The organism is Streptomyces sp. NPDC004435 (assembly GCF_042873895.1).
Classification (GTDB): Bacteria; Actinomycetota; Actinomycetes; order Streptomycetales; family Streptomycetaceae; genus Streptomyces.
The window spans coordinates 207,022-230,553 of record NZ_JBIAMB010000005.1 but is presented as its reverse complement, the minus strand read 5'-3'; the positions used below and the strand labels follow the sequence as shown (position 1 = coordinate 230,553).

Genomic DNA, 23,532 nt, shown 5'->3' with positions numbered 1-23,532 from the left:
GTTACTCAGCTTTCCTGCGCATTGCGGGCCGCCTGTGCGAGCCCGTGCGCGTCCAGCAGCGCGCCGAAGCCCGCCGCCCGGATCCGCCGCACCAGCTCGTCCCGCGAGGTCCCCAGCTCCTCGGCCGTCCGGCCGGGGTGCCAGTCGCAGGCCGCCAGCCGGCGGAGCAGGTACCCCCGCCTGACCTGCGCGTCCGAGAGCCGGAAGGTCTTCAGATAGGCCGTCCGCCCCTTGTGGTCGGAGATCAGCTCGCCGATGTGCTGCTCCCGCCCGTCCCGCAGGAACGGCGGCAGGAAGCGGTGGAGCTCGAACGACCCCATCCGGTACACCCGCTCGAAGGCGTACGGGGTCTCCAGCAGGTCCCGTGCCATCAGCCCGTCGTGCGCCACCGCCCAGCGCCGCTCCTGCTCCCGGGCCGCCGCCCGCAGGTCCGTGAGGTCCCGGATCCCGCCGGCCCCGTCCCGGATCCGCGCCGCGAACTCGGGCACCGGGCCGCCGTAGTACGCGTACTGGTGCACCAGCTCGCCGTACAGGTCCTCCACCAGCGTCGGGTGCAGCAGCCGGTAGTCCTCCGGGTGCGGCACCACGAACGCCGCTGCCAGCGCGTCCGCCGTGTACACGAGGACCCCGCACTGACCCGGGTGCAGCTCGAAGATCCGCAGGGCCTCCGCCAGCCCCGGCACGTCCACGCCCGCGTACGCCGCCTCCGCGCGCGGCGAGAGCCCCCGCCGCAGCGCCTCCCGCGACCACTCCTCCCACAGCACCGACGGCCCGCCGAAGTGCAGCGAGAGATAGCCGTCCAGCGCGAGGTGGAGCGGCAGGAACCGCAGCCGGCGCTCGCCGCGGCGTCGCTTCGCCAGCCGGTGGTGCGGGGCGCGCAGCGGCACGGTGGCCGACGGCCCGTCCCCCAGCCGCGTCCCGTACACCGCCTCCTCGCGCTCCGCCCCCGACCAGTCCGCGACGAAGCCGTGCGGGATGTACGAGGTGTAGACGGAGCCGTCGCCGACGTCGACGGAGGAGGGGGACGACACGTACCCGCCGTCGGACCGGGCCGCGCTCCCGTACACCTCCCGGTGCAGCCGCAGCCCCGCGACCGGTTCGGCCCGCACCAGCGGCACCAGCCGCACCCCGCCCCAGACCTGCGAGGGACGGACCTCGAGACCGGTCAGATCGATCCGCGTCACGCCCCCGCTCCCTTCTCGTGCGCCGCCAGGCAGTCCGCCACCCGCCGGTCCAGATAGGCGCGCAGCTCCGTCAGCCCGGTCCGCCCCTCGGCGAACCCGGCGATCTCCACCAGCGCCGGCAGGTCCTCCGCGTCCCGGATCCCGACCGCCGGCACCGAAGGCCCCAGCCGGCGCACGTCGAACACCCCCGCGTCGTATACGGGGTTCACATGCACCGCCGCGGTCCGCCGGTCCGGATCGAGCCGCGAGCGCCAGACCCGCAGCACCTCGCCCGCGAGCCCCGGCGGCGCGTTGTCCCAGCCGTCCGAGACGATCACCAGCCGCTCCGGCCCGCCGTCGAGCGCGTCCAGGATCCGCAGCCCCAGCGGGGTGGGCCCGTACGGCCGGACCAGCAGCGGATCCGTACCGCCCGAGGTCCACAGGCCGGTGTACGCGCCCGGCGCCGCCAGCGCCTCCAGGAGGAAGTGGCAGCCGAGCGCCACCGCCAGCGGCCGGCGCCGCTTCACCGCCGAACCCGACGAGGAGAAGCTGTCGTCGAGCACGGCCGCGACCCGCCCCCAGCTCCCCGCGTACGGACCCGCCGCCCGGAGCGCCGCGGCCCGCAGCGATCCGGTCAGCTCCTCCCGCCGCGCCGCCCGCTCCGCGAACGGCAGCGACAGCACGTACAGCGCCAGCCGCGTCAGCGGCATCACGGCCAGGTCCGAGGCCCCCGCCCCGCGCCCCGCCGCCCGCTCGCTCCGCAGCCGTTCGAGACGGGTCATCCGGGGCGCGATCCGCTCCAGGAACACCGCCCGGTCCACCCCGTGCTTCGCCGCGAACCCCTCGGCGACGGTGAACGGAAGGCCGTACAGCGCGCTCTCGTCGTACTGCGCCCGCCGGTACGCCTCCAGCGTCCGGTTCTCGTACCGGACCCGGCGCCCCGGCGCGAAGAGGAAGTCCCCGGTCTCGGCGTCGGCGGCCGGCACGTGCGCGTGCTTGTGGACGGCCTTGACCCCGGCCCGGTACTTCACGGCGTCGAGCGCCGGATCGGGCCGGGCCGCCAGCCACTCCCGCGCGATCGCGCGCGTGCGCCGGTTGTTCACCCCGGCCTGCCGCAGCCGCCCGAAGAGCCGGTACACCCGCTGAGGCGCCATCCGCGCCAGCCGGGCCGCGACGAGCCGGCCCTCACCCTCGCCGGCCTCGCCGGGCGTCCGCAGCAGCTGCTCGACGACGAGGGCCGCGTTGTGGTCGTTGATGTCGAGCGCGAGGGACGCCGCGTACAGCGGCCGGTAGTTGACCCGTACGTACTCGTGGACGAAGTCGAGCGACAGCCGCTGCTCGGCGGCGGAGGAGCGGAACTCCCGCTGCCCGGTGGCGGTCACGGCCGCGTTGACGAACAGCAGCACGTCCTCGGCGGCGACGAGCTCGGACACGGCGTCCCCCTTCTCGCGTGTCGGTGTGCCGGCCGGGGAAGGGGAGCGCGATCAGCGAAGACGTTGCTTTACCAGGCAGGTTCCGGAAGTCACGCCGAAGTCCCGCGGCCGGCACCCGTGCACGCTAACACCGGCCCCGGGGAGCCCGGCCACCGGATATCGGCCGGGACCCCGCGCGGCCGGGACCCCGCGGCCGGGACCCCGCGCGGCCGGGAGGGCAGACTGGTCCCATGGCTCTCCTCCCCGCACACCAGCGCCCCCGTATCGGACTCGTCGGCACCGGCCCCTGGGCCGCCCGCACCCACGCGCCGGCCCTCGCCGCGCACGAGGGGGTCGAGTTCGCCGGGGTGTGGGGCCGGCGCCCGGAGGCGGCCGCCGAGCTGGCCGCGGCCTTCGGCACGCGCGCGTACGAGGACCTGGACCTGCTCCTGGCGGAGTGCGACGCCGTGGCGGTGGCGCTCCCGCCGGACGTCCAGGCCGGCGTCGCCGCCCGCGCGGCCGAGGCCGGCTGCCACCTCCTCCTCGACAAGCCCCTCGCCACCACGGTCGCCGGGGCCCGGGAGGTCGTGGAGGCGGCGGAGAAGGCGGACGTCGCCTCGGTCGTCTTCTGCACCCTGCGCTTCGCCCCCGAGACCGCCCGATGGATCGAGGAGCAGCGGGCGGCTGGCGGCTGGTACGTCGCCGAGGCCCGCTGGCTCGGCTCCCTCTACGCGGCCGGCTCCGAGAGCCCGTACGCGGCCTCCCCCTGGCGCCGGGAGAAGGGCGGCCTCTGGGACGTCGGCCCGCACGTCCTCTCGGTCCTCCTGCCGGTCCTCGGCGACGTGACCTCGCTGACGGCCGTGAAGGGTCCGCAGGACACCCACCACCTGACCCTCCGCCACACCTCGGGCGCGAGCAGCACCGCCACCCTCACCCTCAGCGCCCCGCCGGCGGCGGCCGGCGCGGCGATCACGCTGTACGGCACGGAGGGCCGCGCCGAGCTGCCCGCCTGGAACGGCGCGGCGGAGGCGTACACCCACGCCGTCGACGCCCTCCTCGCGGCGGCCCGCACCGGCACCCCCCACCCCTGCGACGCCCGCTTCGCCCTCCGCCTCACGGAACTCCTCACCGAAGCGGAAGCCCGCGCCACGACGGAAGCCCGCACCGGGACTCTCTGACACGGGCCTGCGGGGGCGCAAGCGGCTGGACGACCGCAGGGTCCTGAACGGGATCGTGCGGAAGTTCCGGACCGGGACGGCCGGACGGGACGTGCCCGCTGCCTGTCGTTGTCCGGCGATCGGGTGGCCCCGTCGACGCCTCGGCTACTCGTGGGCGTCGACGATGCCGGTGAGGGCGCGTAGACCCGCGACGATCTCAGAGGCGTCAGGAGCCTGGTCGGGGTCGGTGAGCCACTGCGTCATCAGACCGGTGAACAGGGCCATCTGCGCGGCGCCCAGGGTGCGGGCGGCGGTGTCGTCGATCTCGTCCTCGGGTGTGCCGAGCAGCAGTGCGGCCAGACCCTGGCGGCCCTGGGCCTGACTTCCGGCCAGGTAGCGGCGCAGATCGTCGGAGTGTTCCGCCTGGAGCAGGGCTTCGAGCGTGGCCAGCCACAGCGTCCGGTCGTCCTGGAAGGACTTGATGATCTCCGCCCACATCGCCTCGTAGCGCACGGCCGGGCTGCTTCCGGCTTCGCCGAAGGAGGCCAGTGTGCGGCCGATCCGTGTGCCCCACTCGTCGATCGCCTCGATGAGCGCGGCGTTCAAGAGCGCCTCACGGGAGCCGAAGTGGTAGCCGATGGCCGCCATGCTCACGCCGCCGGCCGCCGTCACGATGTCGCGCACCGTGGTCCGGGCCCAGCCCTTCTCCTCCAGGCAGCGCCTGGCTCCCGCCAGTAGATCCTCGCGATTTCCCATGCCGAGAACGCTACCCGATGTATTGCGCGTACGCGTGAGGCGAATGAATGAGACGTGCGTCTTGTGCAAGCGCCCAAATTCTGAGTACTGTCGTGCCGCACCCACCAGTCGAGGGAGATCCCATGAGCCACACGCACCCCGTCAGCCGCCGCCGTCTGCTCAGCCTGGCCACCGCCGCCGTCCTCGCCGCAGGGACCCTCGGCACCGGCACCGCCGCGGCGTCGACCCCCTCGGCCGCCGAGCCGGTCAACGCCCTGAACCGCAGCTCACGGCCCCTGAGCGACCTGAACGGGCTCGGCCGTATGATCGGCGGCGCCCGCGTCGTGGGCCTGGGAGAGGCCAGCCACAGCGCCCACGAGTTCTTCACGCTCAAGCAGCGGGTCTTCCGCCATCTTGTCGCCACCAAGGGCTTCACCACCTTCACCCTGGAGGCGAGTTGGAGCACCGGCCTGCGACTGGACGCCTACGTCACTCGCGGCATCGGCGATCCCGCGCAGATCATGCGGGACGAGTTCCAGGGCCAGTACGTCTTCTGGAACACCCAGGAGTACCTCGACCTGATCCGGTGGATGCGCCGTTACAACATCACCCACCCCGACCGGCCGCCGTTGCGGTTCGTGGGCAACGACCTCGGCTATGCCGGACCCGACGCCTTCGACCACGTCACCGACTACCTCGCCGCGCACCGCCCCGACCTGGCCGAGCGCATCGGCGACCTCTACGCGGAACTGAAGCCGACGGCCGGAACGCAAGCAGGGCCGTGGATGGTCGGCCAGCTGACCAAGGACGTCCCGACACGCCGCGCCGAGGCCGACCGGGCCGACGCCGCCGTGGCGCTGCTCCGCGACCACGGCCGCCCCCGCGCCACGGGCCGCGACACCGATCGGGCGTACGCCTGGGCCCTGCAGAACGCCACCGCTATCGCCCAGAGCTTCACCGGCTACGCCTTCCCCGATGAGCAGTTCCCCGAGCGCATGCGCTACCGCGACCGTGCCATGGCCGCCAACACAGCCTGGTGGCTGCGACACGAAGGCGGCCGCATCCTGCTCGCCTCCAACAACGGCCACGTCGCCTACACCAGCGACAACCCGGCTGAGTTTCCGGAACCCACCGGTGCCTTCCTGCGCGCACAACTCGGCCTGGACTACATCAACATCGGCCTGACCTTCAACCAGGGCACCGTCAACGCCCTGCCCGACTTCACCGCCCAGCAGCCCAAGGCATACACCGTCGCCCCCGCCCCGAAGGGGCACAACGAGTACACCCTCGACAGGCTCCGCCACCGCGACTTCAGCATCGACCTGCGCACCGCGCCCCCAGCGGCCCGCACCTGGCTCGCCGAAGCCCGCCCCACCCGCTCCTACGGCCTGTACTGGTCGACCGACGACCCGGCAACCGCCCTCGGCCGCTCCTACGACATCCTCATCCACCTCCACCAGGTCGAAGCCGCCCACATCCTCCGGTGACTCGCCGAGCCGGCGGGTGTCTCGCGAAGGGCAAGTGCGGTCAGCTCGCCAAGGCCGACCGAACCGCGGAGGCCGAGACCGAGACGCCCTGGGCTCTGTCGTCAAATGTCACGCCCACGACTCCCGCTCGGAGTCGGACAGTTCATGGCGACGCATCGTGACACCGTGATCCACCAGGCAAGATCATGTGAAGACATCGCCTAGCCCCGCCCGAGCGCGTCCCGCACGGCCTCCTCCGAGCGCCCGACGACGGCCGTGCCGTCGTCGGCGGTGATGATCGGGCGCTGGATGAGCTTCGGGTGCGCCGACAGGGCCTCGATCCACCGCTCGCGGTCCTCCGGGGCCCGCCCCCACCCCTTCACGCCGAGCTCCCCGGCGACGGCCTCGCCGGTCCGCGTGATGTCCCAGGGCTCCAGCCCCAGCCGCTCCAGGACACCCCGGATCTCGTCCGCGGAGGGCACGTCCTCCAGGTACTTCCGGACGGTGTACTCGGCCCCCTCGGCGTCGAGCAGGGTGAGGGCGCCGCGGCACTTGGAACAGGCGGGATTGATCCAGATCTCCATCCCTCCAAGCTACCCGTAAACCCCGTCCGACCAGGCCCGATTGTCAGTGGCAGCCACTAAAATAGGAGCTGAAGGCAAGGGCCCCGGGGAGGGCCCCCGCCACCGTTCGCCAGGAGGTAGCCCATGGCAACAGCCGTGATCCGCAGGCCGTCCATCGAACCCTTCACGCCGCTCCTGAAGAAGCCCCTCCCGGCCGGCCGCCCGCGCGCGTGGTACATCACGCACAACCGCCGCCTCAAGGCCATGCGCCTCGCGATCGCCCTCCTCGACGCCGGCGTCTACATCCCGTCGAAGGCCACGAACGCCACCATCCGCACCACGGCCATCCGCATAGGCATCCACCCGCCCTCCGACACCACCTGCCGCCTGGTCCGCACCTTCATCCGCCAGACCCACTGACGCGACGCCGACGCGGAGGGGGTGATGACCCCTGCGGCCGCCGCTCCGGTGACTCCGGGGCGGCGGCCGTGTTCCTGGACGGTGAGCGGAGCCGGCGGTGACGAAGGACGGCGATCCACCACCTGAGCAGGTCCTCGGACCTGCTGGGAACCAGGATGCGGAGCGCCCTCAGGGCGGACCACGCGAGGGCCGAGAACACCGCGAGCAGGCAGGCGGCCCACCAGGGGATGCCCGCATCGATCACAGGGAACTGCATCATGAGGTCCGCACCTCCGAGCGCAGCCGGAGCGACGCGGTGCCGAGGGTGATCACGGTGTCTCCGCCGTCCCGCTCCCGCCCGGCCCCCGCGATGCCGATGACCGGGTCCGTCACGGAGGCGACCAGATCGCTCGCGTACGGAATCGCACCCCAGCTCAGCACCCAGTGGTCGCCGCGGCCCCGAAGGGTCCGGTGCTGCCTGTGGTCCATGTCGAGCCATCCCGGGCGGGTCAGCGGATCGTAGAACCAGTTGCCGATCGCCCAGCAGCGGTGGGGGTCGCGGGCGGTGATGCGGGTCAGGACCCCGGCGAGGAGGCGCTGCGCGTCCTCGGTCGCCTCGGGCACCCGACGGAGCTGCTCCGCTTCCACCTCGGTGACCGGCACGGCGGTGCTCAAGGTGTCGAAGTGCGGCTCGGAGACGCGGCCTTCGGGCTTGCCCGAGGCGTTGCCCGTGACGACGAGCTCCGCTCCCGTCGGCAGATGGCGCAGGACGTAGCTGGAGGAGCCGCGGTGCTCGACGAAGCGAAGCCCGGGCAGGCCGCTGCCGCCCGCGGGGCCGCGCAGCAGCCGCCGCGTCACGTTGTCCGGGACGTCGGCGATGATCACCAGGCGGTCCCGGCGAGGGGAGAGCGTGACGGTGTAGGCGGAGAGCACCGAGACGTGCCAGCCGGCAGGTCCCTCGTACGCGTGGGGATCGTTGTTGAAGTAGCCGAGCGCGAACAGGACGCGGAAGGCCCGCTGTTCCGGCCGGCAGTCGTCGAGACCGAGGGAGCGGTCGCGGGCGATGGCTGTGTGTGCGGGCATGTTTCACCTCAGCGCCGCCCGGTCGGCGCGCCAGGGATCACATACCGGAAGAGAACAGGAACCTCTCACCCACGCGGCAGGTGCTCCACACCTTTGCTCGGCTTCGGCGAGTTCCGGGCTCGCGTACTACTGCCGGCTCCCGGACCCGCGTGGCGGACCGGCGACAGGGACACGCTACCGGACCGCCACGGGCCCGCGGGGGAGAACGGCACGAGGAAACGGCGAGGGCCGCCGCCCCGGAGTCCTTCCGGGGCGGCGGCCCTCAGCCGTGCGTCTGTGCGCCTCGCGGTTTAGAGGTCGTAGTAGAGCTCGAACTCGTGCGGGTGCGGGCGGAGCTGGATCGGGGCGATCTCGTTGGTGCGCTTGTAGTCGATCCAGGTCTCGATCAGGTCGGAGGTGAAGACGCCGCCGGCCTGGAGGTACTCGTTGTCCTCCTCCAGGGCCTTGAGCACGGCCTCCAGGTTGGTCGGGACCTGCGGGACGCTCGCGTGCTCCTCGGGGGCGAGCTCGTACAGGTCCTTGTCGATCGGCTCCATGGGCTCGATCTTGTTCTTGACGCCGTCGAGGCCCGCGAGGAGGAGGGCGGAGAAGGCGAGGTACGGGTTCGAGGACGGGTCCGGCGCGCGGAACTCGACGCGCTTGGCCTTCGGGTTCGAGCCCGTGATCGGGATGCGCATGGCGGCGGAGCGGTTGCGCTGCGAGTAGACCAGGTTGACCGGCGCCTCGAAGCCCGGGACCAGGCGGTGGTAGGAGTTCACCGTCGGGTTGGTGAAGGCGAGCAGCGACGGGGCGTGCTTGAGGATGCCGCCGATGTAGTAGCGGGCGGTGTCCGAGAGACCCGCGTAACCGGCCTCGTCGTAGAACAGCGGGTCGCCGTTGGACCACAGCGACTGGTGGACGTGCATGCCCGAGCCGTTGTCGCCGAAGATCGGCTTCGGCATGAAGGTCGCGGACTTGCCGTTCCGCCAGGCGACGTTCTTGATGATGTACTTGAACAGCATCAGGTCGTCGGCCGAGGCGAGCAGCGTGTTGAACTTGTAGTTGATCTCGGCCTGGCCGGCGGTGCCGACCTCGTGGTGCTGGCGCTCGACCTGGAGGCCGACCTTCTCCAGCTCCAGGGACATCTCGGAGCGCAGGTCGGCGAAGTGGTCGACCGGCGGGGCCGGGAAGTAGCCGCCCTTGTAGCGGACCTTGTAGCCGCGGTTGTTCTCCTCCGCACCGGTGTTCCAGGCGCCGGCCTCGGAGTCGATGTGGTAGAAGCCCTGGTTCGCGGAGGTCTCGAAGCGGACCGAGTCGAAGACGTAGAACTCGGCCTCGGGACCGAAGTACGCGGTGTCGGCGATGCCGGTGGAGGCGAGGTACGCCTCGGCCTTCTTCGCGATGTTCCGCGGGTCGCGGCTGTAGGCCTCACCCGTGATCGGGTCGTGGATGAAGAAGTTGATGTTGAGCGTCTTGTCGCGGCGGAAGGGGTCCAGACGGGCCGTGGAGAGGTCCGCGCGCAGCGACATGTCGGACTCGTGGATGGCCTGGAAGCCGCGGATCGACGAGCCGTCGAAGGCCAGCTCCTCGGACGGGTCGAAGGCCGTCGCAGGGATCGAGAAGTGCTGCATCACGCCGGGAAGGTCGCAGAAGCGGACGTCGACCATCTTGACGTCCTCGTCCTTGATGAACTTCGCGACCTCTTCGGCGTTCTGGAACCCGTGCTTGGACATCCAACTCCTCCTACTCCCGGCCCGGGGAGGGGCGGGGTTGCAGCTCGGTGATGCGGCCAGTGCGGTGGCGCACGCTCGGACCCGACCCTAGGCAGTCGGGATTTCTCAAGCATGACCCATTTGTTTCGTCGAAGTTAACCGGGGCGGGTGGCGGCGCTCCGTGTCGCGCCCCGCGCCGCGCCCCCGTCGTGTTCATGACGCGCCCCACGCGTACCCGGACCGAAGTGATCGAAAACGGGCGCAGTACGGTGGTCGGGTGGACAACAGGCAAGCACTGGGATCGTGGCTCTCCGGCCCCCGCGCCGCGGCGGAGCAAGCAGGCGTGGACTTCGGCCACCGGGGCAAGCAGCTGGGCCTCCCCGAGGAGGGACCGGGCTCGATCGCCCGTCCCGGGGCGCGGCTCGGGGCGCTCGCCGTGGACTGGGGCCTGTGCCTGCTGATCGCATACGGTCTCCTCACCGACGGCTACAACCAGGCGACCGCGAACTGGGCCCTGCTCATCCTGTTCGTCCTGAACGCCCTGACCGTGGGCACCGTCGGCGCCACCCCGGGCAAGCTCCTCTTCCGCCTGCGGGTCGTCTCGGTCCAGGGGGGCCGGATCACGCTGCCCCGCGCGGTGCTCCGCGCCGCCCTCACCTGTCTGGCGATCCCCGCCCTGATCTGGGACCGGGACGGCCGCGGCCTCCACGACCGCCTCTCGGGCGCGGTCCAGGTGCGCGTCTGACCCGCGGCGCCCACCGGACGCGGAAACGACCCGCCGCGCCCACCGGACGCGAAACGGCGGTGCCCCGGACCTCGTGAGGTCCGGGGCACCGCCGTTCTCGTTCTCGTGCGGGTCAGCGCATCTTCCCGCCGCGCGGCATCTTCATGCCCTTGGGCATCGGGCCCTTCGGGAGGGGCATGTTGGACATCAGGTCGCCCATCGCCCGGAGCCGGTCGTTGGCGGCCGTCACCTGGGGGCCGCTGAGCAGCCGGGGCAGCTTCAGCATCTTGGTGCGGACCTTCTTGAGCGGGACCTGGCCCTGCTCCTCGTCGTTGCCGACGACGAGGTCCGTCACCGGCACGTCGACCAGGACGCGGGCCATCTTCTTCTTCTCGGCCGCGAGGAGGGGCTTCAGCCGGTTCGGGTTGCCCTCGCCGACCAGGACGATGCCCTGGCGGCCGACCGCCCGGTGCACCACGTCCTGGCTGCGGTTCATCGCGACCGCTGGGGTCACGGTCCAGCCGCGCCCGATGTTCTGCAGCACCGCCGCGGCGGCACCCGGCTGGCCCTCCATCTGTCCGAAGGCCGCCCGCTCGGCGCGCCGTCCGAAGACGATCGCCATCGCCAGGAACGCCAGGACGAAGCCCAGGATGCCCAGGTAGACCGGGTGTCCGATCAGGAAGCCGATACCGAGGAGGACACCGAGTACGACGATGCCCACGCCGGCCACGACGAGCCCGACCTTGGGGTCGGCCTTCCGGGTCATCTTGTACGTGAGGGCGATCTGCTTCAGTCGCCCGGGGTTCGCGGCGTCAGCGCCGCCCGTGTTTGCCTTCCTCGCCATGTCTTGAAGTCTACGTGGCCCGGGACGTCCGGCCGGACGCGGCCTCCAGGACGTGCTGGGCCTCGATGCGGTCCTTGGCGCGGCGGCGGTCCTCCAGGACGGAGGTCCAGGCGTTGCGCCGTGCGGTGCGCTGTCCCGCGCCCAGGAGCAGCCCCTCGACGGCGCGGAGGGCGTCCGTGACGGACGGGAGGGCGGCGGCCCGGACGTGGGTCGATGCGGCCGGCATGAGGGGTCCTCTCTCGCAGTGCGGATGAGACGAGGTGGGGGAGTGAGCGGCTGGTGGCGGTGTGTGGATCCATGCTCACAGAACGGTGTTACCAGCGCATGACCCGGCGGTCAAACACTGATGAAACGCTGACGCCGGCCCTCCGTACGGCGGAGCGGCCCGTACCGCCCCGCTGAGCTGCGGGGCCGTACGGGCCGCCCTCCCACCGTGTCCTACCGGCAGGTAACCGCTTGTGCGGCGACTCACACCGCCTGAACGGCGTCCACCGTCGAGCCCCGCTTCTCGATCGCCTGCTGGTACAGACGGCCGGCGCGGTACGAGGAGCGGACCAGCGGGCCCGACATCACGCCGGAGAAGCCGATCTCGTCGGCCTCGTCCTTCAGCTCCACGAACTCCTGGGGCTTCACCCAGCGCTCCACCGGGTGGTGGCGGAGCGAGGGGCGCAGGTACTGGGTGATCGTGATGAGCTCGCAGCCGGCGTCGTGCAGCTGCCGGAGCGCCTCGCTGATCTCCTCGCGGGTCTCGCCCATGCCGAGGATCAGGTTGGACTTCGTGACCAGACCGTAGTCACGGGCCTTGGTGATGACGTCCAGCGAGCGCTCGTAGCGGAAGCCGGGGCGGATCCGCTTGAAGATCCGCGGCACCGTCTCCACGTTGTGCGCGAAGACCTCGGGGCGGGAGGCGAAGACCTCCGCCAGGAGCTCCGGCACCGCGTTGAAGTCCGGGGCGAGCAGCTCGACCTTGGTGCGGCCGGCGGCGCGCTCGGCGGTCTGCTGGTGGATCTGGCGCACGGTCTCGGCGTACAGCCAGGCGCCGCCGTCCTCCAGGTCGTCGCGGGCGACGCCGGTGATGGTGGCGTAGTTCAGGTCCATCGTGACGACCGACTCGCCCACGCGCCGCGGCTCGTCGCGGTCGAGCGCCTCCGGCTTGCCGGTGTCGATCTGGCAGAAGTCGCAGCGCCGGGTGCACTGGTCGCCGCCGATGAGGAAGGTCGCCTCACGGTCCTCCCAGCACTCGAAGATGTTGGGGCAGCCGGCCTCCTGGCACACGGTGTGCAGGCCCTCGCTCTTCACGAGGCTCTGCATCTTGGTGTACTCGGGCCCCATCTTGGCGCGGGTCTTGATCCACTCGGGCTTGCGCTCGATGGGGGTCTGGGCGTTCCGGACCTCCAGGCGCAGCATCTTGCGTCCGTCGGGTGCGACTGCGGACACATCGGCTCCTGTAGCTTCGATTCTTCGGCGCACACCAGGGTACGCCCGTTGCTTCCATGCCTTGCTACGTCTGGCCAACCCATGGCCAGAGCCAGGCATTCCTAGGCCGAGGCCCGTTCCGTCTCGCGCGCGATCTCGCGCGGCCTGAGCTCCGCGTTCTCCAGCACGTCCCGCAGGTGCCGCTCGGCGACCGGCAGGACCTCCTCGATCGTGACGTCCCGGCCCAGCTCGTTGGCGAGCGAGGTCACGCCCGCGTCCCGGATGCCGCACGGGATGATCCGGTCGAACCACGCGTTGTCCGGGTTCACGTTGAGCGCGAAGCCGTGCATGGTGACGCCCTTGGCGACCCGGATGCCGATGGCGGCGAGCTTGCGGTCCTCGCGCCGCTGGCCGGCGTTGGAGGGGGCGTACTCGGGGCCGTTCAGACGCGGGTCGAACTCCTCGTCCGTCAGCCGCGGGTCGAAGTCCAGCGACAGCCCGCCCAGCGACGGCCGCTGCTCGACCGGGTCGCCCAGGACCCAGACGCCGCTGCGCCCCTCGACCCGGCTGGTCGCCACGCCGAAGTCGGCGGCGGTGCGGATCAGCGCCTCCTCCAGGCGGCGCACGTGCGCGACGACGTCCACCGGGCGGGGCAGCTTGAGGATCGGGTAGCCGACGAGCTGGCCGGGGCCGTGCCAGGTGATCTTGCCGCCGCGGTCGACGTCGACGACCGGGGTCCCGTCGAGCGGCCGCTCGTTCTCCGCCGTGCGCCGGCCCGCCGTGTAGACCGGGGGGTGTTCCAGGAGCAGGCAGATGTCGCCGGTCTCGTCGGCGAACCGCGCGGCGTGCACCTCGCGCTGCTTGTCCCAGGCCGTCCGGTACTCGACGGCGTCCTCGCCGAAGCCCAGGCGGACGAATTGCAGCTCACTCACGGCCATGCCTCCTCCTGGGTGCCCGCGGCCGGGTTCCGGGGATCGTCCCGGGGCGGGAGCCGGCCCGGCACCCTGCGTCATACGCGCCCATGCCACTGTACGGCGACACGCCGGAAACCCTTCGGGGGGTCCGGCACCGCCCCGGAAGGGTGGGCTCCGGTCAGCGCGGAATGGCAACGAGGGTTCCGGTTCCTCACACGATCGGATGAATGTGGGGCGAAGCTGGCGGTACGGGCCGGGATGACCGCTACATTCACGCCGTTCCATGAGGGTCGAAACGGGCTGCCACCTGCGCCCGAAGGCAGGAGACCGCACAGCCGATGACGGAACGACCACCGCAGCGCGTCCCGAACCGCCAGCTCGCCGCGCTCATCGCCGAAGCCGGGTTCTCGAACGCGGGGCTCGCCAGAAGGGTGGACCAGCTGGGACTGGAGCACGGGCTCGACCTGCGGTACGACAAGACCTCGGTGACCCGGTGGCTGCGCGGGCAGCAGCCGCGCGGCACCACGCCCGCCCTCATCGCCGAGGTCTTCACCCGCCGGCTCGGCCGCCGGCTCTCCGCCCAGGACCTCGGCCTCGACGCCTGCGCGCCGGTCTACGCGGGCCTGGAGTTCGCCGCGACCCCCGAGGAGGCCGTGGACATCGTCAGCGGCCTGTGGCGCAAGGACTCCGGCAGCCACGCCGAGCTCCGCAAGATCGCCTTCACCCCGGCCGGACTCGTCGTGCCCAGCCGCGACTGGCTCATCGGCCGCGCCGACGACCGGGTCGCCCGCGGCGAGCCGGCCGCCCCCGTGCCGGTGGTCCGCCCCGGGGGCGGACCGGTCCGGGCCATCGGCACCGACCCCCGCGTGCCCCCGCAGGGCCGCTTCTCCGTCCCCCGCCAGCGCGGGACGGAACGCGGCCCCGGGCAGCGCGTCACCGGCGGCGACATCGCCGCCCTTCGCTCCGTCGGCGACCTCTTCCGCACCCTGGACCACGCCTACGGCGGCGGCCACGCCCGCCAGGCCCTCGTCCGCTACCTGGAGCACGAGGCCGAGCCCATGCTCCGCGGCACCTACGGCGAGGCCACCGGCCGGCGGCTCTTCGCCGCGGCCGCCGACCTCACCCGGCTCGCCGGCTGGACCTCGTACGACATCGCCGCCCACGGCCTCGCCCAGCGCTACTTCGTGCAGGCGCTCCGCCTCGCGCAGGCCGCGGGGGACCGGGCGTACGGCTCCTACGTGCTGCTCACCATGAGCTGCCAGGCCGTCTACCTCGGCCACGGCCGCGAGGCCGTGCAGCTCGCCCGGGTCGCCCAGCAGGGCGTCGGCTCCGCGGCCCCGCCCGTCGTCCAGGCGATGCTGCACGCCGTCGAGGCGCGCGGCCACGCCGTCCTCTCCGAGGCCCGCGCGTGCAGCGCCTCCCTCGTCCGCGCCGAGCGGGCCCTGGAGTCCGCCCGGCCCGGCGACGAGGTGCCCTCCTGGGCCCGCGCCTTCGACGAGGCCCAGCTCGCCGACGAGCTGGGCCACTGCCACCGCGACCTCCAGCAGTACCGCCCCGCCGCCCAGCACGCCGAGCGCGCGCTCCAGCTCCGCGCCCCCGGCTACGCCCGCAGCCGCCTCTTCTGCCGGGTCGTCCTCGCCACCGCCCGGCTCGCCCTCGGCGAACTGGACCAGGCGTGCGCGCTCGGCGCCGAGGCCGCCCAGCAGGCCGCCGAGATGCGCTCCGCCCGCGCGATCGAGTACGTCCGCGACTTCGAGCGCCGCCTCGAGCCCTATCGCGACGCCCCGCCCGTCCGCACCTACCGCGACCGCGTGGCCGCCCTCGGCTGACCCGCCGCGGCCTCAGGCCGCCTCCTCCGCCTCCTCCAGGACCGGCGCGCGCAGGCCCAGGTCGGCCAGGACGGCCCCGGCCGCGCGCTCCCCGGAGGCCAGGGTGGAGCGCAGGGTGCCCGCCCCGCGGTGGTCGCCGCAGACGTACAGGCCCGCGAGCAGCCGCACCGAGCGGCACGGGTCGTGCGCCGGGGGCGTCGCCAGGACCGCGTCCCGGGTGTGGTGCAGGGCCAGCAGCTCCCACTCGTCCGTGGAGGTGCCGTACAGCGCCGCCAGGTGCTTGCGGACCCGCCGTTCGGTGTCGTCCGGCGGCGTCCCGAGCACCGTCGAGGTGATCAGCGGCCGGCCCGCCGGCGCCCGCGTCGGGTCCACCGCGCTCATCACCGCGGTGTGCGCGACCGGCCCGCCCGGGTCCGCCTCCAGGAGCAGCGTCGGATCCGCCGTCGGTGCCACCGGAGCCGTGTGGTGGAGCACCGTCACCGGGTGGTACGCCGGGACCCGCAGCCCCGGCAGCAGCCCGGCCGCCGTCCGCGCCCCCGTCGCCAGGACCACCGCCCGGCAGCCGACCGTGCCGTGCTCGGCCGTGGCGACCCGCGACGCCGACACCTCCGTGACCCGGACCCCGGTCCGTACCGTGCCCTCCGGCAGCACCGCCGCGAGCCGGGACGGCACCGCCGCCGAACCGCCCTCGGGCACCGACACCCGGCCCCGAGCGAAGGCCCGCAGCGCCAGGTCCGCGCGCCGGCTCGACACCTCCAGGTCCGGATCGGCGAGGAGCGCCGCGAGCAGCGGACGCAGCACCGTCTGCACGGTCCTGGCCGGCAGCCGGCCCGACAGCGCCTCCCGGGCGGTCCGCTCCGGCCGGGCGAGCAGCCGGTGCGTCGGGGTCGCCGCGAGCCGCACCAGCGAGGCGCCGAGCCGCGCCTGGTCCAGCGAGGCCGCCGGATGACGGGGAGCGCTCGCCAGGGCGCGCGCCACGTTGAACGCGCCCCTCCGGCTGCGCGGGGGCGGGGCGCCCCAGCGCGCGTACCGCCCGTCGGAGTGGACCAGCACTCCGGGCGCGAAGGCGCGCGGCACCACGCCGTCGAGGCCCGGGAGGGCCCGCAGCTCCTCCGGCGCGAGGGTGAGCAGCCGGCCCACCCGGTCGAGCCGGAAGCCGTCGGTCTCGCCGGTGGCATGCCGGCCGCCGAGGAACGGCTCGGCCTCCAGGACGGCGACCGAGAGCCCCGCCCCGGTCAGCCGCCGGGCCGCCGCGAGCCCCGCGATCCCGGCGCCGACGACGACCACGTCGACGTCCCCCGCCCCGTCGCCCGCCCCGGTGTGCTCCGCCGGCCGGGGCCGCGGGACGACCGTGCCCCGCGCGGCCTCCGGTCCGGAGCCGCATTCCGTGACGCCGTCCGCGTGCTGTGCCTGCTGTGCGCTGCGTGCGGTACTGAGCACGTGCCCCTCCCAGGTCTGCGCCGCCTGTTGGTGGCCTATGCCCCCAACCGGCCCCCGGAATGCCCGGGTTCGCGATCCATGTCGACTGGTGGGCACCGAGGTTAGGCAGCGCTCCCACGGCAGCGGGCCCGCGCGCGGCGGGCTTCCCGGAGCACGGGGGAGCGCAGGGGGCGCTGGGAGGCGCGCAGCCGATCGGGCCGGGCTCGCGATGTCCCCCTTCCGGCCCGATCGGCGAGCCGCCCCCGGCGCCCGCTCAGCGGGCCGCGGCGGCCCGGATGGAGGCGTCGATGGTGGGGAACGCGAAGGTGAAGCCGGAGGAGAGCAGCCGCCCCGGCAGCACCCGCTGGGAGCCGAGGACGTCCGCCGCGAAATCCCCGAGGACCACCTTGAGGGCGGCCGCGGGGACCGGGAACGGGGTCGGGCGGCGCAGCACCCGGCCCATCGCCGCGGTGACCTCGCGGTTGGTGACCGGTTCGGGCGCGGTCAGGTTGACCGGGCCCGAGAGCGACGGAGTGTCCATCAGATGCCGCAGCGCCGCCACCTCGTCGTGGAGCGAGATGAAGGACCAGTACTGGCCGCCGTCGCCCATCCGCCCGCCGAGACCGGCCTTGAACACCGGGAAGAGCCGTCCCCAGGCGCCGCCCTGACGGGCCACCACGAGACCCGTGCGGGCGTACGTCACCCGGATGCCCGCCTCCTCGGCGGGGGCGGCCGCCGCCTCCCACTCCACGCAGACCGAGGGCAGGAAGCCGGTGCCGGCCGGGGCGCTCTCGTCCACCGCGCGGCTGCCGGTGTCCCCGTAATAGCCGAGCGCCGTGCCGCACACCAGCGTCTCCGGCGGCTCGGCGAGCCCGGCGAGGGCCCGGGCGATCGCGGTGGTGCCGAGCACCCGGCTGTCGCGGATCTCCTTCTTGTACGCCTCGGTCCACCGCCGTTCGCCGACGCCGGCGCCCGCCAGGTGCACGACCGCGTCGACGCCGACGAGCCCGGCGCCGTCCACGTACAGCCGCGCGGGGTCCCACTCGACCTCGTCGGCGGTCCTAGCCGGGCGGCGGACGAGCCGGAGGACGTCGTGACCGTCGGCGCGCAGGGAACGGACGAGGGCGGCGCCGATGAGCCCGGAGGCTCCGGTGACGGCGACCCGCTTGCGGAGGGCGGAAGGCTGCATGCGCCCATCCTGCCCGGCTCCCGGCCGCCCGTCGCCGACCGGGGCATGGCAGAGTGGCGGCATGACCGTGCCGGAGACCTTCGTGATCCGAGGCGCCCTTCAGGGCGACGCCGAACCGCTGGGCGAGCTGGACCGGGCGACCTGGTCCCCGCTGCACGCGGTGCTGCCCCCGGCCTCGGAGCCGTACGAGCCCTTCTTCGACGACCGCCACCGGCCCGCGGACTTCCTCGTCGCCGAGCGGGCCGGGACGCTCCTCGGGTACATCCGGGTGGTCCCGCCGACCCCGCTCGCCTCCAACGCCCACGTCCGGCAGATCCAGGGCCTCGCCGTCGCCGGCGAGGCCCGGGGCCAGGGGGTGGGCCGCGCCCTGCTGCGGGCCGCCCTCGCGAAGGCCCACGCCGACGGCGCGACCCGCGTCACCCTGCGGGTCCTCGGCCACAACGTCCCCGCCCGCGCGCTCTACGAGGCCGAGGGCTTCGCGGTCGAGGGCGTGCTGCCCGGCGAGTTCGTCTTCGACGGCGAGCCGGTCGACGACGTCCTGATGGGCCGGGCGCTGGCGTAGCACCGGCCCCCTGGGCAAAGGGCGGCCGCGCCCGTACGCTCGGCGCGGTGGTTGCTCTCGTGCGTCACGTGTGCGGAGGGGGACGGGGTGCGGGAAGCGGAGTGGGCGGAGCGCGCGTTACGGCTGGTGACGGACGGCCCGGACGCCGACCCGGGGACGGCGCGGCGGCGGGCCCGGCTGCGCCTGCTCGTGGAGGACCGGCTGAGGGCGAGCGAACTGGGGGCGGCGGCCCTCGCGCGGCTGCGGTCCGAACCAGGTGAGGGCTCCTCGGCCATCGCGGTGTCCGTGCTGGCCGAGGAGATGGCCCGGGACGCGGCCTTCGCCTCGTTCCTGGTGGAGGCGGTGACGGAGGCGTCGGGGGACACGGAACTCCCGCGGGAGCAGGCCCCGGTCGGCCACCCCGCACCACTGCCCCCGCCGCCACCTCCGCTTCCGCCGCGGCCGACGGCGTACCCCACCCCGGGCGCGCGGCCTCCGCTGCCGCCGCACCTCCACATGAGCACGGTCTGGATCTGGCTCCTGGGCCTGCCGACGATGATGCTGGGATACGTCCTGTCGGCGGTCTTCTTCGGACCGGTCGTCCTCCTGGTCGTCACGACCGGCGGCGTCGGCACCGCTCTGGTGTGGGGCGTCCGGCTGCTGCTCCGCTACCAGAGCCCCACGGTGCTCGCCGCCACGGTCGTGCACGCGCTGATCGCGCTCCTGCTCCTGTCGAGCTTCCTCGTGAACCTGGCCTGACCCGGACAGCCCCGGGCGGGACTCTCCAAACCCGCCCTAGAGCTCCAGCCCTCCCGCCAGCCCGCGCAGGCAGCGCAGGGCGAGGGCGGCGGGGGAGTCCGGGCCCGCGACCGGGGCGTCGGTCTCGGCCCAGCTCTCCAGGGCGATCCGGTTCGCGTCGGTGGCGGCCGCGGCGGCCAGCCGTACCTCCAGGGGGTCGGCCGCCGGTCCGGCCAGGACGGCCAGGACCTCGCGGAGCCGTTCCTCGGACTCCTGGTTGACCCGGTACCAGACCGCCCGCATCGCCGGGTCCGTCCGCGCCGCCCGCAGCAGTCCGCGGGTCCAGCGCAGCGCCTCGGCCTCCGCCTCGCCGGCCGGGGTGAGCGACGCGGCGATCGACTCCTCCAGCGCGGTCCGCAGCGGCACCCCCGGGGCGGTGGCGGCGAGCGCGTCGCGCCACCGGTCGCCGCCGGTGGTGAGCAGCGGGGCGACCGCGTCCTGCTTGGAGCGGAAGTAGCGGTAGAAGGTGCGCAGGGCGACGCCGGCGCGCAGGGCGATGGACTCGGCCGTGGTGCCGTCGGGCCCGTGCTCGGTGAACAGCTCGGCCGCCGCGCGGGCGATGTCCAGCTGGGTGGCGGCCTTGCGGCGCTGGGTCAGGGAGGGCGGCGCGGGAGCGGGCTCGGGTCGGTGGGTCACCGTACGAGGGTACGCCGCGAGGTGCGGAGGATGCGCGATGTGCAGTAGTGGCAAAACGTGCCATCCAGGCGTACGGTGGTCATCAGGCAAGGAAGCTTGACATCGAGAGGTTGCCGCCATGAACCAGCTCACCCGCTACGAAGGACGCCGCGCACTCGTCACCGGCGGCGGCTCCGGCATCGGCCAGGCCACCGTCCTGCGCATGCTCGCCGAGGGCGGCCGGGTCGTCGCCGCCGACATCAGCGAGGACGGCCTGAAGGACACCGCCGCCAAGGCCGGCGACGCGGCCGGCCGCCTCACCACGGTGGTCGTGAACGTCGCCGACGAGGAGTCCGTACGGGCCGGCGTCGCCGCCGCCGTCAGCGCCCTCGGCGGCCTGGACGTCCTGGTCAACGCGGCCGGCGTGCTCCGCTCCTCGCACACCCACGAGACCAGCCTCGACTCCTTCGAGCAGGTGCTCCGGATCAACCTCACCGGCACCTTCCTGATGATCCGCGAGGCGATCCCGGCGCTCCTGGAGGGCGACGGCTCCGCCGTCGTCAACTTCTCCTCCACCTCCGCGCTCTTCGCCCACCCCTACATGGCGGCCTACGCGGCCAGCAAGGGCGGCATCCAGTCCATGACCCACGCGCTCGCCGCCGAGTACGCCAAGCAGGGCATCCGCTTCACCGCGGTCCAGCCCGGCTCCATCTCCTCCGGCATGACCGACGGCTCCGGCGCCAGCAGGCAGTCCCTCGGCCCCGGCCTCCCCGCCGACGCCGACATGTCGCTCTTCATGAAGCTCGCCCCCGCCCTCGGCCAGGGCTTCGCCGGCCCCGAGACGGTCGCCGGCGTCGTCGCGATGCTCGCCTCCGAGGACGGGAAGTTCATCACCGGCACCGAGATCCGCATCGACGGCGGAACCCACTTCTGACGCCCGCCGCCCCGCGCGCGGACACGCTCCCCGCGCGGGAGCGCCCGCATCCGCGGACGGGCCGCCCCGAGGCCGCCGAGGGCCCCGGTTCCCCCGCCCGGGCCCTCGGCTACTCCGTCCCGAACCGCTCCCACAGCCGGGGCAGCCGGGCCGCGAGGGCCGTCTCGTCCGCCACGTCCAGCCGGGCCCCCTCCGGCTCCCCGTCCGGCATCACCAGACCCAGGTCCGGGGTCTCCGTGCCGGTCAGCGTCTCGTACGCCTCGTCCGCCGCGAAACCGATCTCCTCGCCGTCCCCGTCCAGCTCCGGGTCGAACTCGTCGAGCAGCTCGGCGAGCCCGTCCGGATCGTGCACACCGCCCTCGTACACCTCCCGCCCCTGGCCGATCAGCCAGCAGCGGAACGCGTCGAAACCCTCCTCGGCCGCCCCCGCCCCGTCGAGCAGCACCGCCGCCGCGCCCCACACGTTCCAGTGGTACGCGCGGTTGAAGCGGGCCTCGAAATGGCGCGCGTAGTCGAGCACCGTGTCCGGATCCAGCCGGGTCAGCCGTTCCACGAGCAGATCCGCCTGCTCCTCGGGGTCGCCCTCGGCGGCCTCGCGGGTGGCGTCGATGATCTCCCAGAACTCGGTCTCGTCCATCACGGCTCCAGCATCCTGTCTCCGCGACCGCCACGCACCCGGAAAGTCCGGATTCCATCCGGACAGAAGATGTCGGGTATCGCTGCCAGTCTGAGAGCCATGACCACCGAAACGAAGCCGCTGCACGGACGGATCTGCCTGGTCGCCGGGGCCACCCGGGGCGCCGGACGGGCCATCGCCGTCCAGCTCGGCGCCGCCGGAGCCACCGTCTACGTCACCGGCCGCACCACCCGCGAGAAGGTCAGCGAGGTCGGCCGCGCCACCGAGACCATCGAGGAGACCGCCGAACTGGTGACCGCCGCCGGCGGCGAGGGCGTCGCCGTCCCCACCGACCACCTGGAACCCGGTCAGGTCCGCGCCCTCGTCGACCGGATCGACCGCGACCACGGCCGGCTCGACGTCCTCGTCAACGACGTCTGGGGCGGCGAGCACCTCCTCGTCTTCGGGAAGAAGACCTGGGAGAACGACCTCGCCGGCGGCCTCAGGATGCTCGAACTCGGCGTGCGCACCCACGCCATCACCTCGCACCTCGCGCTCCCGCTGCTGATCCGCGAGCCCGGCGGGCTCGTCGTCGAGGTCACCGACGGCACCGCCGCCTACAACGCCACCCGCTTCCGCGAGAACCTCTACTACGACCTCACGAAGAACGCGCCGATCCGGATGGCCTTCGGCCTCGCGAAGGAACTGGAGGAGTACGGCGCCACAGCCGTCGCCGTCACCCCCGGCTGGCTCAGGTCCGAGCAGATGCTCGCCGCCTTCGGCGTCACCGAGGAGAACTGGCGCGACGCCACCGCGAAGCTCCCCGACTTCGCCGTCTCCGAGTCGCCGGTGTACGTCGGCCGGGCCGTCGCCGCCCTCGCCGCCGACCCCGACCGCCGCCGCTGGACCGGACAGTCGCTCTCCAGCGGCGGCCTGGCGAAGGAGTACGGCTTCACCGACGCGGACGGCTCCCGGCCGGACGCCTGGGGCTTCATCGTCGCCGGCGAGACCGGCACGCCGGACGTGGCCGACTACCGGTAGAGCTCCGCCGCCGCCCGAGCCGCCTCGGCGCAGCGGGCCCGCAGGGAGGCGGGGGCCATCACCTCCGCCTCCGGACCGAGCCCGAACAGCTGGGCGAAGGCGACGTCCTCGCCCTCCACCCGGAGCGTCGCCGTCACTCGGCCCTCCGCGTCCGGCACGGCACCCGCCAGCGCCTCCTCCGCCGCCGCCCGGTCCGTCACGTACGGCAGCCGGCGCGCCCCCGCCTCCGTGAGCCGCACCACCACCTCGGCCCGCAGCAGCGAGCGCGCGAACTCCTCCGCGCGCTCCGCCCAGAAGACCGCCAGCTCGAAGCCGGGGTCCCGCTCGAAGCGCTCCCCGCAGACCGCGACCGCGGTGAACCGGTCCACCCGGTAGGTGCGGTACGCGCTCCCCACCCGGGCGCACACGTACCAGACGCCCGCCTTCAGGACGAGTCCGTACGGCGCCAGCTCCCGCTCGACCTCCTCACCGTCCCGGCGCCGGTAGCGCACCGACAGCAGCCGGTCGTCCCAGACCGCCTCCGCCACCGCCGGCAGCAGCTCCGGCGTCACCGGCTCCTGGTACCAGCCCGGCGCGTCCAGATGGAACCGGCGGGCCGCCGAGCCCGGCGCGTCCGCCAGCGAGGGCAGCAGCGCCGCCGACACCTTCAGCCGGGCCGCCGAGGCCGCGTCCTGGAGCCCCATGTCCCGCAGCGCCCCCGGCAGCCCGGAGAGGAACAGCGCCTCCGCCTCGTCCTTCGCGAGCCCGGTCAGCCGCGTCCGGTACCCGCCGACCAGCCGGTACCCGCCGGCCCTGCCCCGCTCCGAAAACACCGGAACCCCCGCCTCCGAGAGGGCGAGGGCATCACGGGTGACGGTCCGCTCCGACACCTCCAGCTCGGCGGCGAGCTCGGCCGCCGTCATGGACGGGCGGTTCTGGAGGAGCAGGACCATCTTGATGAGTCGGGCGGCGCGCATGACTCACATCATGCGCGACGCCCTCTT

At 73.5% G+C, this 23,532-nt stretch carries 24 protein-coding genes; 9 read left to right on the top strand and 15 right to left on the bottom strand.

Annotation, left to right across the window (positions count from 1 at the left end):
• Nucleotides 1-5 precede the first annotated feature (5 nt).
• Both ACFYT9_RS11120 and ACFYT9_RS11115 read right to left on the bottom strand, forming a co-directional pair.
• Nucleotides 6-1,184 (bottom strand): hypothetical protein, encoded by a 1,179-nt coding sequence (locus tag ACFYT9_RS11120; protein ID WP_389162303.1) that lies wholly within the window; start codon nt 1,182-1,184, stop codon nt 6-8.
• Nucleotides 1,181-2,596 (bottom strand): hypothetical protein, encoded by a 1,416-nt coding sequence (locus ACFYT9_RS11115; RefSeq protein ID WP_389162301.1) that lies wholly within the window; start codon nt 2,594-2,596, stop codon nt 1,181-1,183. Before ACFYT9_RS11115 ends, ACFYT9_RS11120 begins: the two co-directional genes overlap by 4 nt.
• 230 nt (nt 2,597-2,826) lie before the next feature.
• Between ACFYT9_RS11115 and ACFYT9_RS11110 the strand changes: the two genes are divergently transcribed.
• Nucleotides 2,827-3,753: a Gfo/Idh/MocA family protein gene (locus ACFYT9_RS11110; protein ID WP_389162299.1), complete on the top strand. Its 927-nt coding sequence runs from the start codon at nt 2,827-2,829 to the stop codon at nt 3,751-3,753.
• A gap of 144 nt (nt 3,754-3,897) precedes the next feature.
• On the opposite strand, the gene ACFYT9_RS11105 is transcribed toward ACFYT9_RS11110, so the two are convergent.
• Nucleotides 3,898-4,488, bottom strand: coding sequence for a TetR/AcrR family transcriptional regulator (locus ACFYT9_RS11105; RefSeq protein WP_389162297.1), 591 nt, complete (start codon nt 4,486-4,488; stop codon nt 3,898-3,900).
• Nucleotides 4,489-4,610: 122 nt separating this feature from the next.
• Between ACFYT9_RS11105 and ACFYT9_RS11100 the strand changes: the two genes are divergently transcribed.
• On the top strand, nt 4,611-5,954 hold the full coding sequence (locus tag ACFYT9_RS11100; protein WP_389162295.1) for an erythromycin esterase family protein: 1,344 nt from the start codon (nt 4,611-4,613) through the stop codon (nt 5,952-5,954).
• A 200-nt stretch (nt 5,955-6,154) separates the two neighbouring features.
• Here ACFYT9_RS11100 and ACFYT9_RS11095 read toward each other — a convergent pair whose 3' ends face one another.
• Nucleotides 6,155-6,517, bottom strand: a complete 363-nt coding sequence (locus ACFYT9_RS11095) for an arsenate reductase family protein (RefSeq protein ID WP_389162293.1) — start codon at nt 6,515-6,517, stop codon at nt 6,155-6,157.
• Nucleotides 6,518-6,640: 123 nt separating this feature from the next.
• Here ACFYT9_RS11095 and ACFYT9_RS11090 point away from each other — a divergent pair, with 123 nt between their 5' ends.
• On the top strand, nt 6,641-6,916 hold the full coding sequence (locus ACFYT9_RS11090) for a hypothetical protein (protein WP_389162291.1): 276 nt from the start codon (nt 6,641-6,643) through the stop codon (nt 6,914-6,916).
• A 255-nt stretch (nt 6,917-7,171) separates the two neighbouring features.
• On the opposite strand, the gene ACFYT9_RS11085 is transcribed toward ACFYT9_RS11090, so the two are convergent.
• Complete coding sequence (locus tag ACFYT9_RS11085; RefSeq protein WP_389162289.1) at nt 7,172-7,978, bottom strand: hypothetical protein; 807 nt, start codon at nt 7,976-7,978, stop codon at nt 7,172-7,174.
• Nucleotides 7,979-8,268: 290 nt separating this feature from the next.
• Nucleotides 8,269-9,690 carry a type I glutamate--ammonia ligase gene (gene glnA / locus ACFYT9_RS11080; RefSeq protein ID WP_189850283.1) on the bottom strand — a complete coding sequence of 474 codons (1,422 nt, stop codon included), beginning with the start codon at nt 9,688-9,690 and terminating at the stop codon, nt 8,269-8,271.
• A 256-nt stretch (nt 9,691-9,946) separates the two neighbouring features.
• On the opposite strand from glnA, the gene ACFYT9_RS11075 reads away from it, so the two are divergent.
• Nucleotides 9,947-10,414 carry an RDD family protein gene (locus tag ACFYT9_RS11075; protein WP_376605861.1) on the top strand — a complete coding sequence of 156 codons (468 nt, stop codon included), beginning with the start codon at nt 9,947-9,949 and terminating at the stop codon, nt 10,412-10,414.
• 112 nt (nt 10,415-10,526) lie between these two features.
• Here ACFYT9_RS11075 and ACFYT9_RS11070 read toward each other — a convergent pair whose 3' ends face one another.
• The 4 genes from ACFYT9_RS11070 to lipB form a co-directional block, all read right to left on the bottom strand.
• Nucleotides 10,527-11,237 carry a DUF4191 domain-containing protein gene (locus ACFYT9_RS11070; protein ID WP_360322339.1) on the bottom strand — a complete coding sequence of 237 codons (711 nt, stop codon included), beginning with the start codon at nt 11,235-11,237 and terminating at the stop codon, nt 10,527-10,529.
• Between the two features lie 10 nt (nt 11,238-11,247).
• On the bottom strand, nt 11,248-11,463 hold the full coding sequence (locus ACFYT9_RS11065) for a hypothetical protein (protein ID WP_376604991.1): 216 nt from the start codon (nt 11,461-11,463) through the stop codon (nt 11,248-11,250).
• A gap of 242 nt (nt 11,464-11,705) precedes the next feature.
• On the bottom strand, nt 11,706-12,674 hold the full coding sequence (gene lipA, locus ACFYT9_RS11060) for a lipoyl synthase (protein ID WP_389162286.1): 969 nt from the start codon (nt 12,672-12,674) through the stop codon (nt 11,706-11,708).
• Between the two features lie 101 nt (nt 12,675-12,775).
• Nucleotides 12,776-13,585 (bottom strand): lipoyl(octanoyl) transferase LipB, encoded by an 810-nt coding sequence (lipB, locus tag ACFYT9_RS11055; protein WP_387278673.1) that lies wholly within the window; start codon nt 13,583-13,585, stop codon nt 12,776-12,778.
• A gap of 320 nt (nt 13,586-13,905) precedes the next feature.
• Here lipB and ACFYT9_RS11050 point away from each other — a divergent pair, with 320 nt between their 5' ends.
• Nucleotides 13,906-15,396, top strand: a complete 1,491-nt coding sequence (locus tag ACFYT9_RS11050) for a regulator (RefSeq protein WP_387278675.1) — start codon at nt 13,906-13,908, stop codon at nt 15,394-15,396.
• A 12-nt stretch (nt 15,397-15,408) separates the two neighbouring features.
• Here ACFYT9_RS11050 and ACFYT9_RS11045 read toward each other — a convergent pair whose 3' ends face one another.
• Both ACFYT9_RS11045 and ACFYT9_RS11040 read right to left on the bottom strand, forming a co-directional pair.
• Nucleotides 15,409-16,836: an FAD-dependent oxidoreductase gene (locus tag ACFYT9_RS11045; protein ID WP_389162283.1), complete on the bottom strand. Its 1,428-nt coding sequence runs from the start codon at nt 16,834-16,836 to the stop codon at nt 15,409-15,411.
• Nucleotides 16,837-17,089: 253 nt separating this feature from the next.
• Nucleotides 17,090-18,004, bottom strand: coding sequence for a TIGR01777 family oxidoreductase (locus ACFYT9_RS11040; protein ID WP_389162281.1), 915 nt, complete (start codon nt 18,002-18,004; stop codon nt 17,090-17,092).
• A gap of 61 nt (nt 18,005-18,065) precedes the next feature.
• Here ACFYT9_RS11040 and ACFYT9_RS11035 point away from each other — a divergent pair, with 61 nt between their 5' ends.
• A complete protein-coding gene (locus tag ACFYT9_RS11035; protein ID WP_389162279.1) occupies nt 18,066-18,566 on the top strand; it encodes a GNAT family N-acetyltransferase in 501 nt (166 codons plus the stop codon).
• An 87-nt stretch (nt 18,567-18,653) separates the two neighbouring features.
• The gene (locus ACFYT9_RS11030) at nt 18,654-19,304 is read left to right on the top strand and encodes a hypothetical protein (protein ID WP_389162277.1); all 651 of its coding nucleotides are present in this window, start codon (nt 18,654-18,656) and stop codon (nt 19,302-19,304) included.
• Nucleotides 19,305-19,340: 36 nt separating this feature from the next.
• Here ACFYT9_RS11030 and ACFYT9_RS11025 read toward each other — a convergent pair whose 3' ends face one another.
• Nucleotides 19,341-19,979, bottom strand: coding sequence for a TetR/AcrR family transcriptional regulator (locus ACFYT9_RS11025; RefSeq protein WP_389162275.1), 639 nt, complete (start codon nt 19,977-19,979; stop codon nt 19,341-19,343).
• Between the two features lie 118 nt (nt 19,980-20,097).
• On the opposite strand from ACFYT9_RS11025, the gene ACFYT9_RS11020 reads away from it, so the two are divergent.
• A complete protein-coding gene (locus ACFYT9_RS11020) occupies nt 20,098-20,892 on the top strand; it encodes an SDR family NAD(P)-dependent oxidoreductase (protein ID WP_387278680.1) in 795 nt (264 codons plus the stop codon).
• 109 nt (nt 20,893-21,001) lie between these two features.
• Here the strand turns inward: ACFYT9_RS11020 and ACFYT9_RS11015 are convergent, their stop codons facing one another.
• On the bottom strand, nt 21,002-21,529 hold the full coding sequence (locus ACFYT9_RS11015; protein ID WP_389162273.1) for a DUF4240 domain-containing protein: 528 nt from the start codon (nt 21,527-21,529) through the stop codon (nt 21,002-21,004).
• Between the two features lie 99 nt (nt 21,530-21,628).
• On the opposite strand from ACFYT9_RS11015, the gene ACFYT9_RS11010 reads away from it, so the two are divergent.
• Entirely contained in the window at nt 21,629-22,549 is a 921-nt protein-coding gene (locus ACFYT9_RS11010; RefSeq protein WP_389162271.1) for an SDR family oxidoreductase, read from the top strand.
• Here ACFYT9_RS11010 and ACFYT9_RS11005 read toward each other — a convergent pair.
• Nucleotides 22,540-23,505 carry a helix-turn-helix transcriptional regulator gene (locus tag ACFYT9_RS11005; RefSeq protein WP_389162269.1) on the bottom strand — a complete coding sequence of 322 codons (966 nt, stop codon included), beginning with the start codon at nt 23,503-23,505 and terminating at the stop codon, nt 22,540-22,542. The genes ACFYT9_RS11010 and ACFYT9_RS11005 overlap by 10 nt on opposite strands.
• Nucleotides 23,506-23,532: the final 27 nt, after the last annotated feature.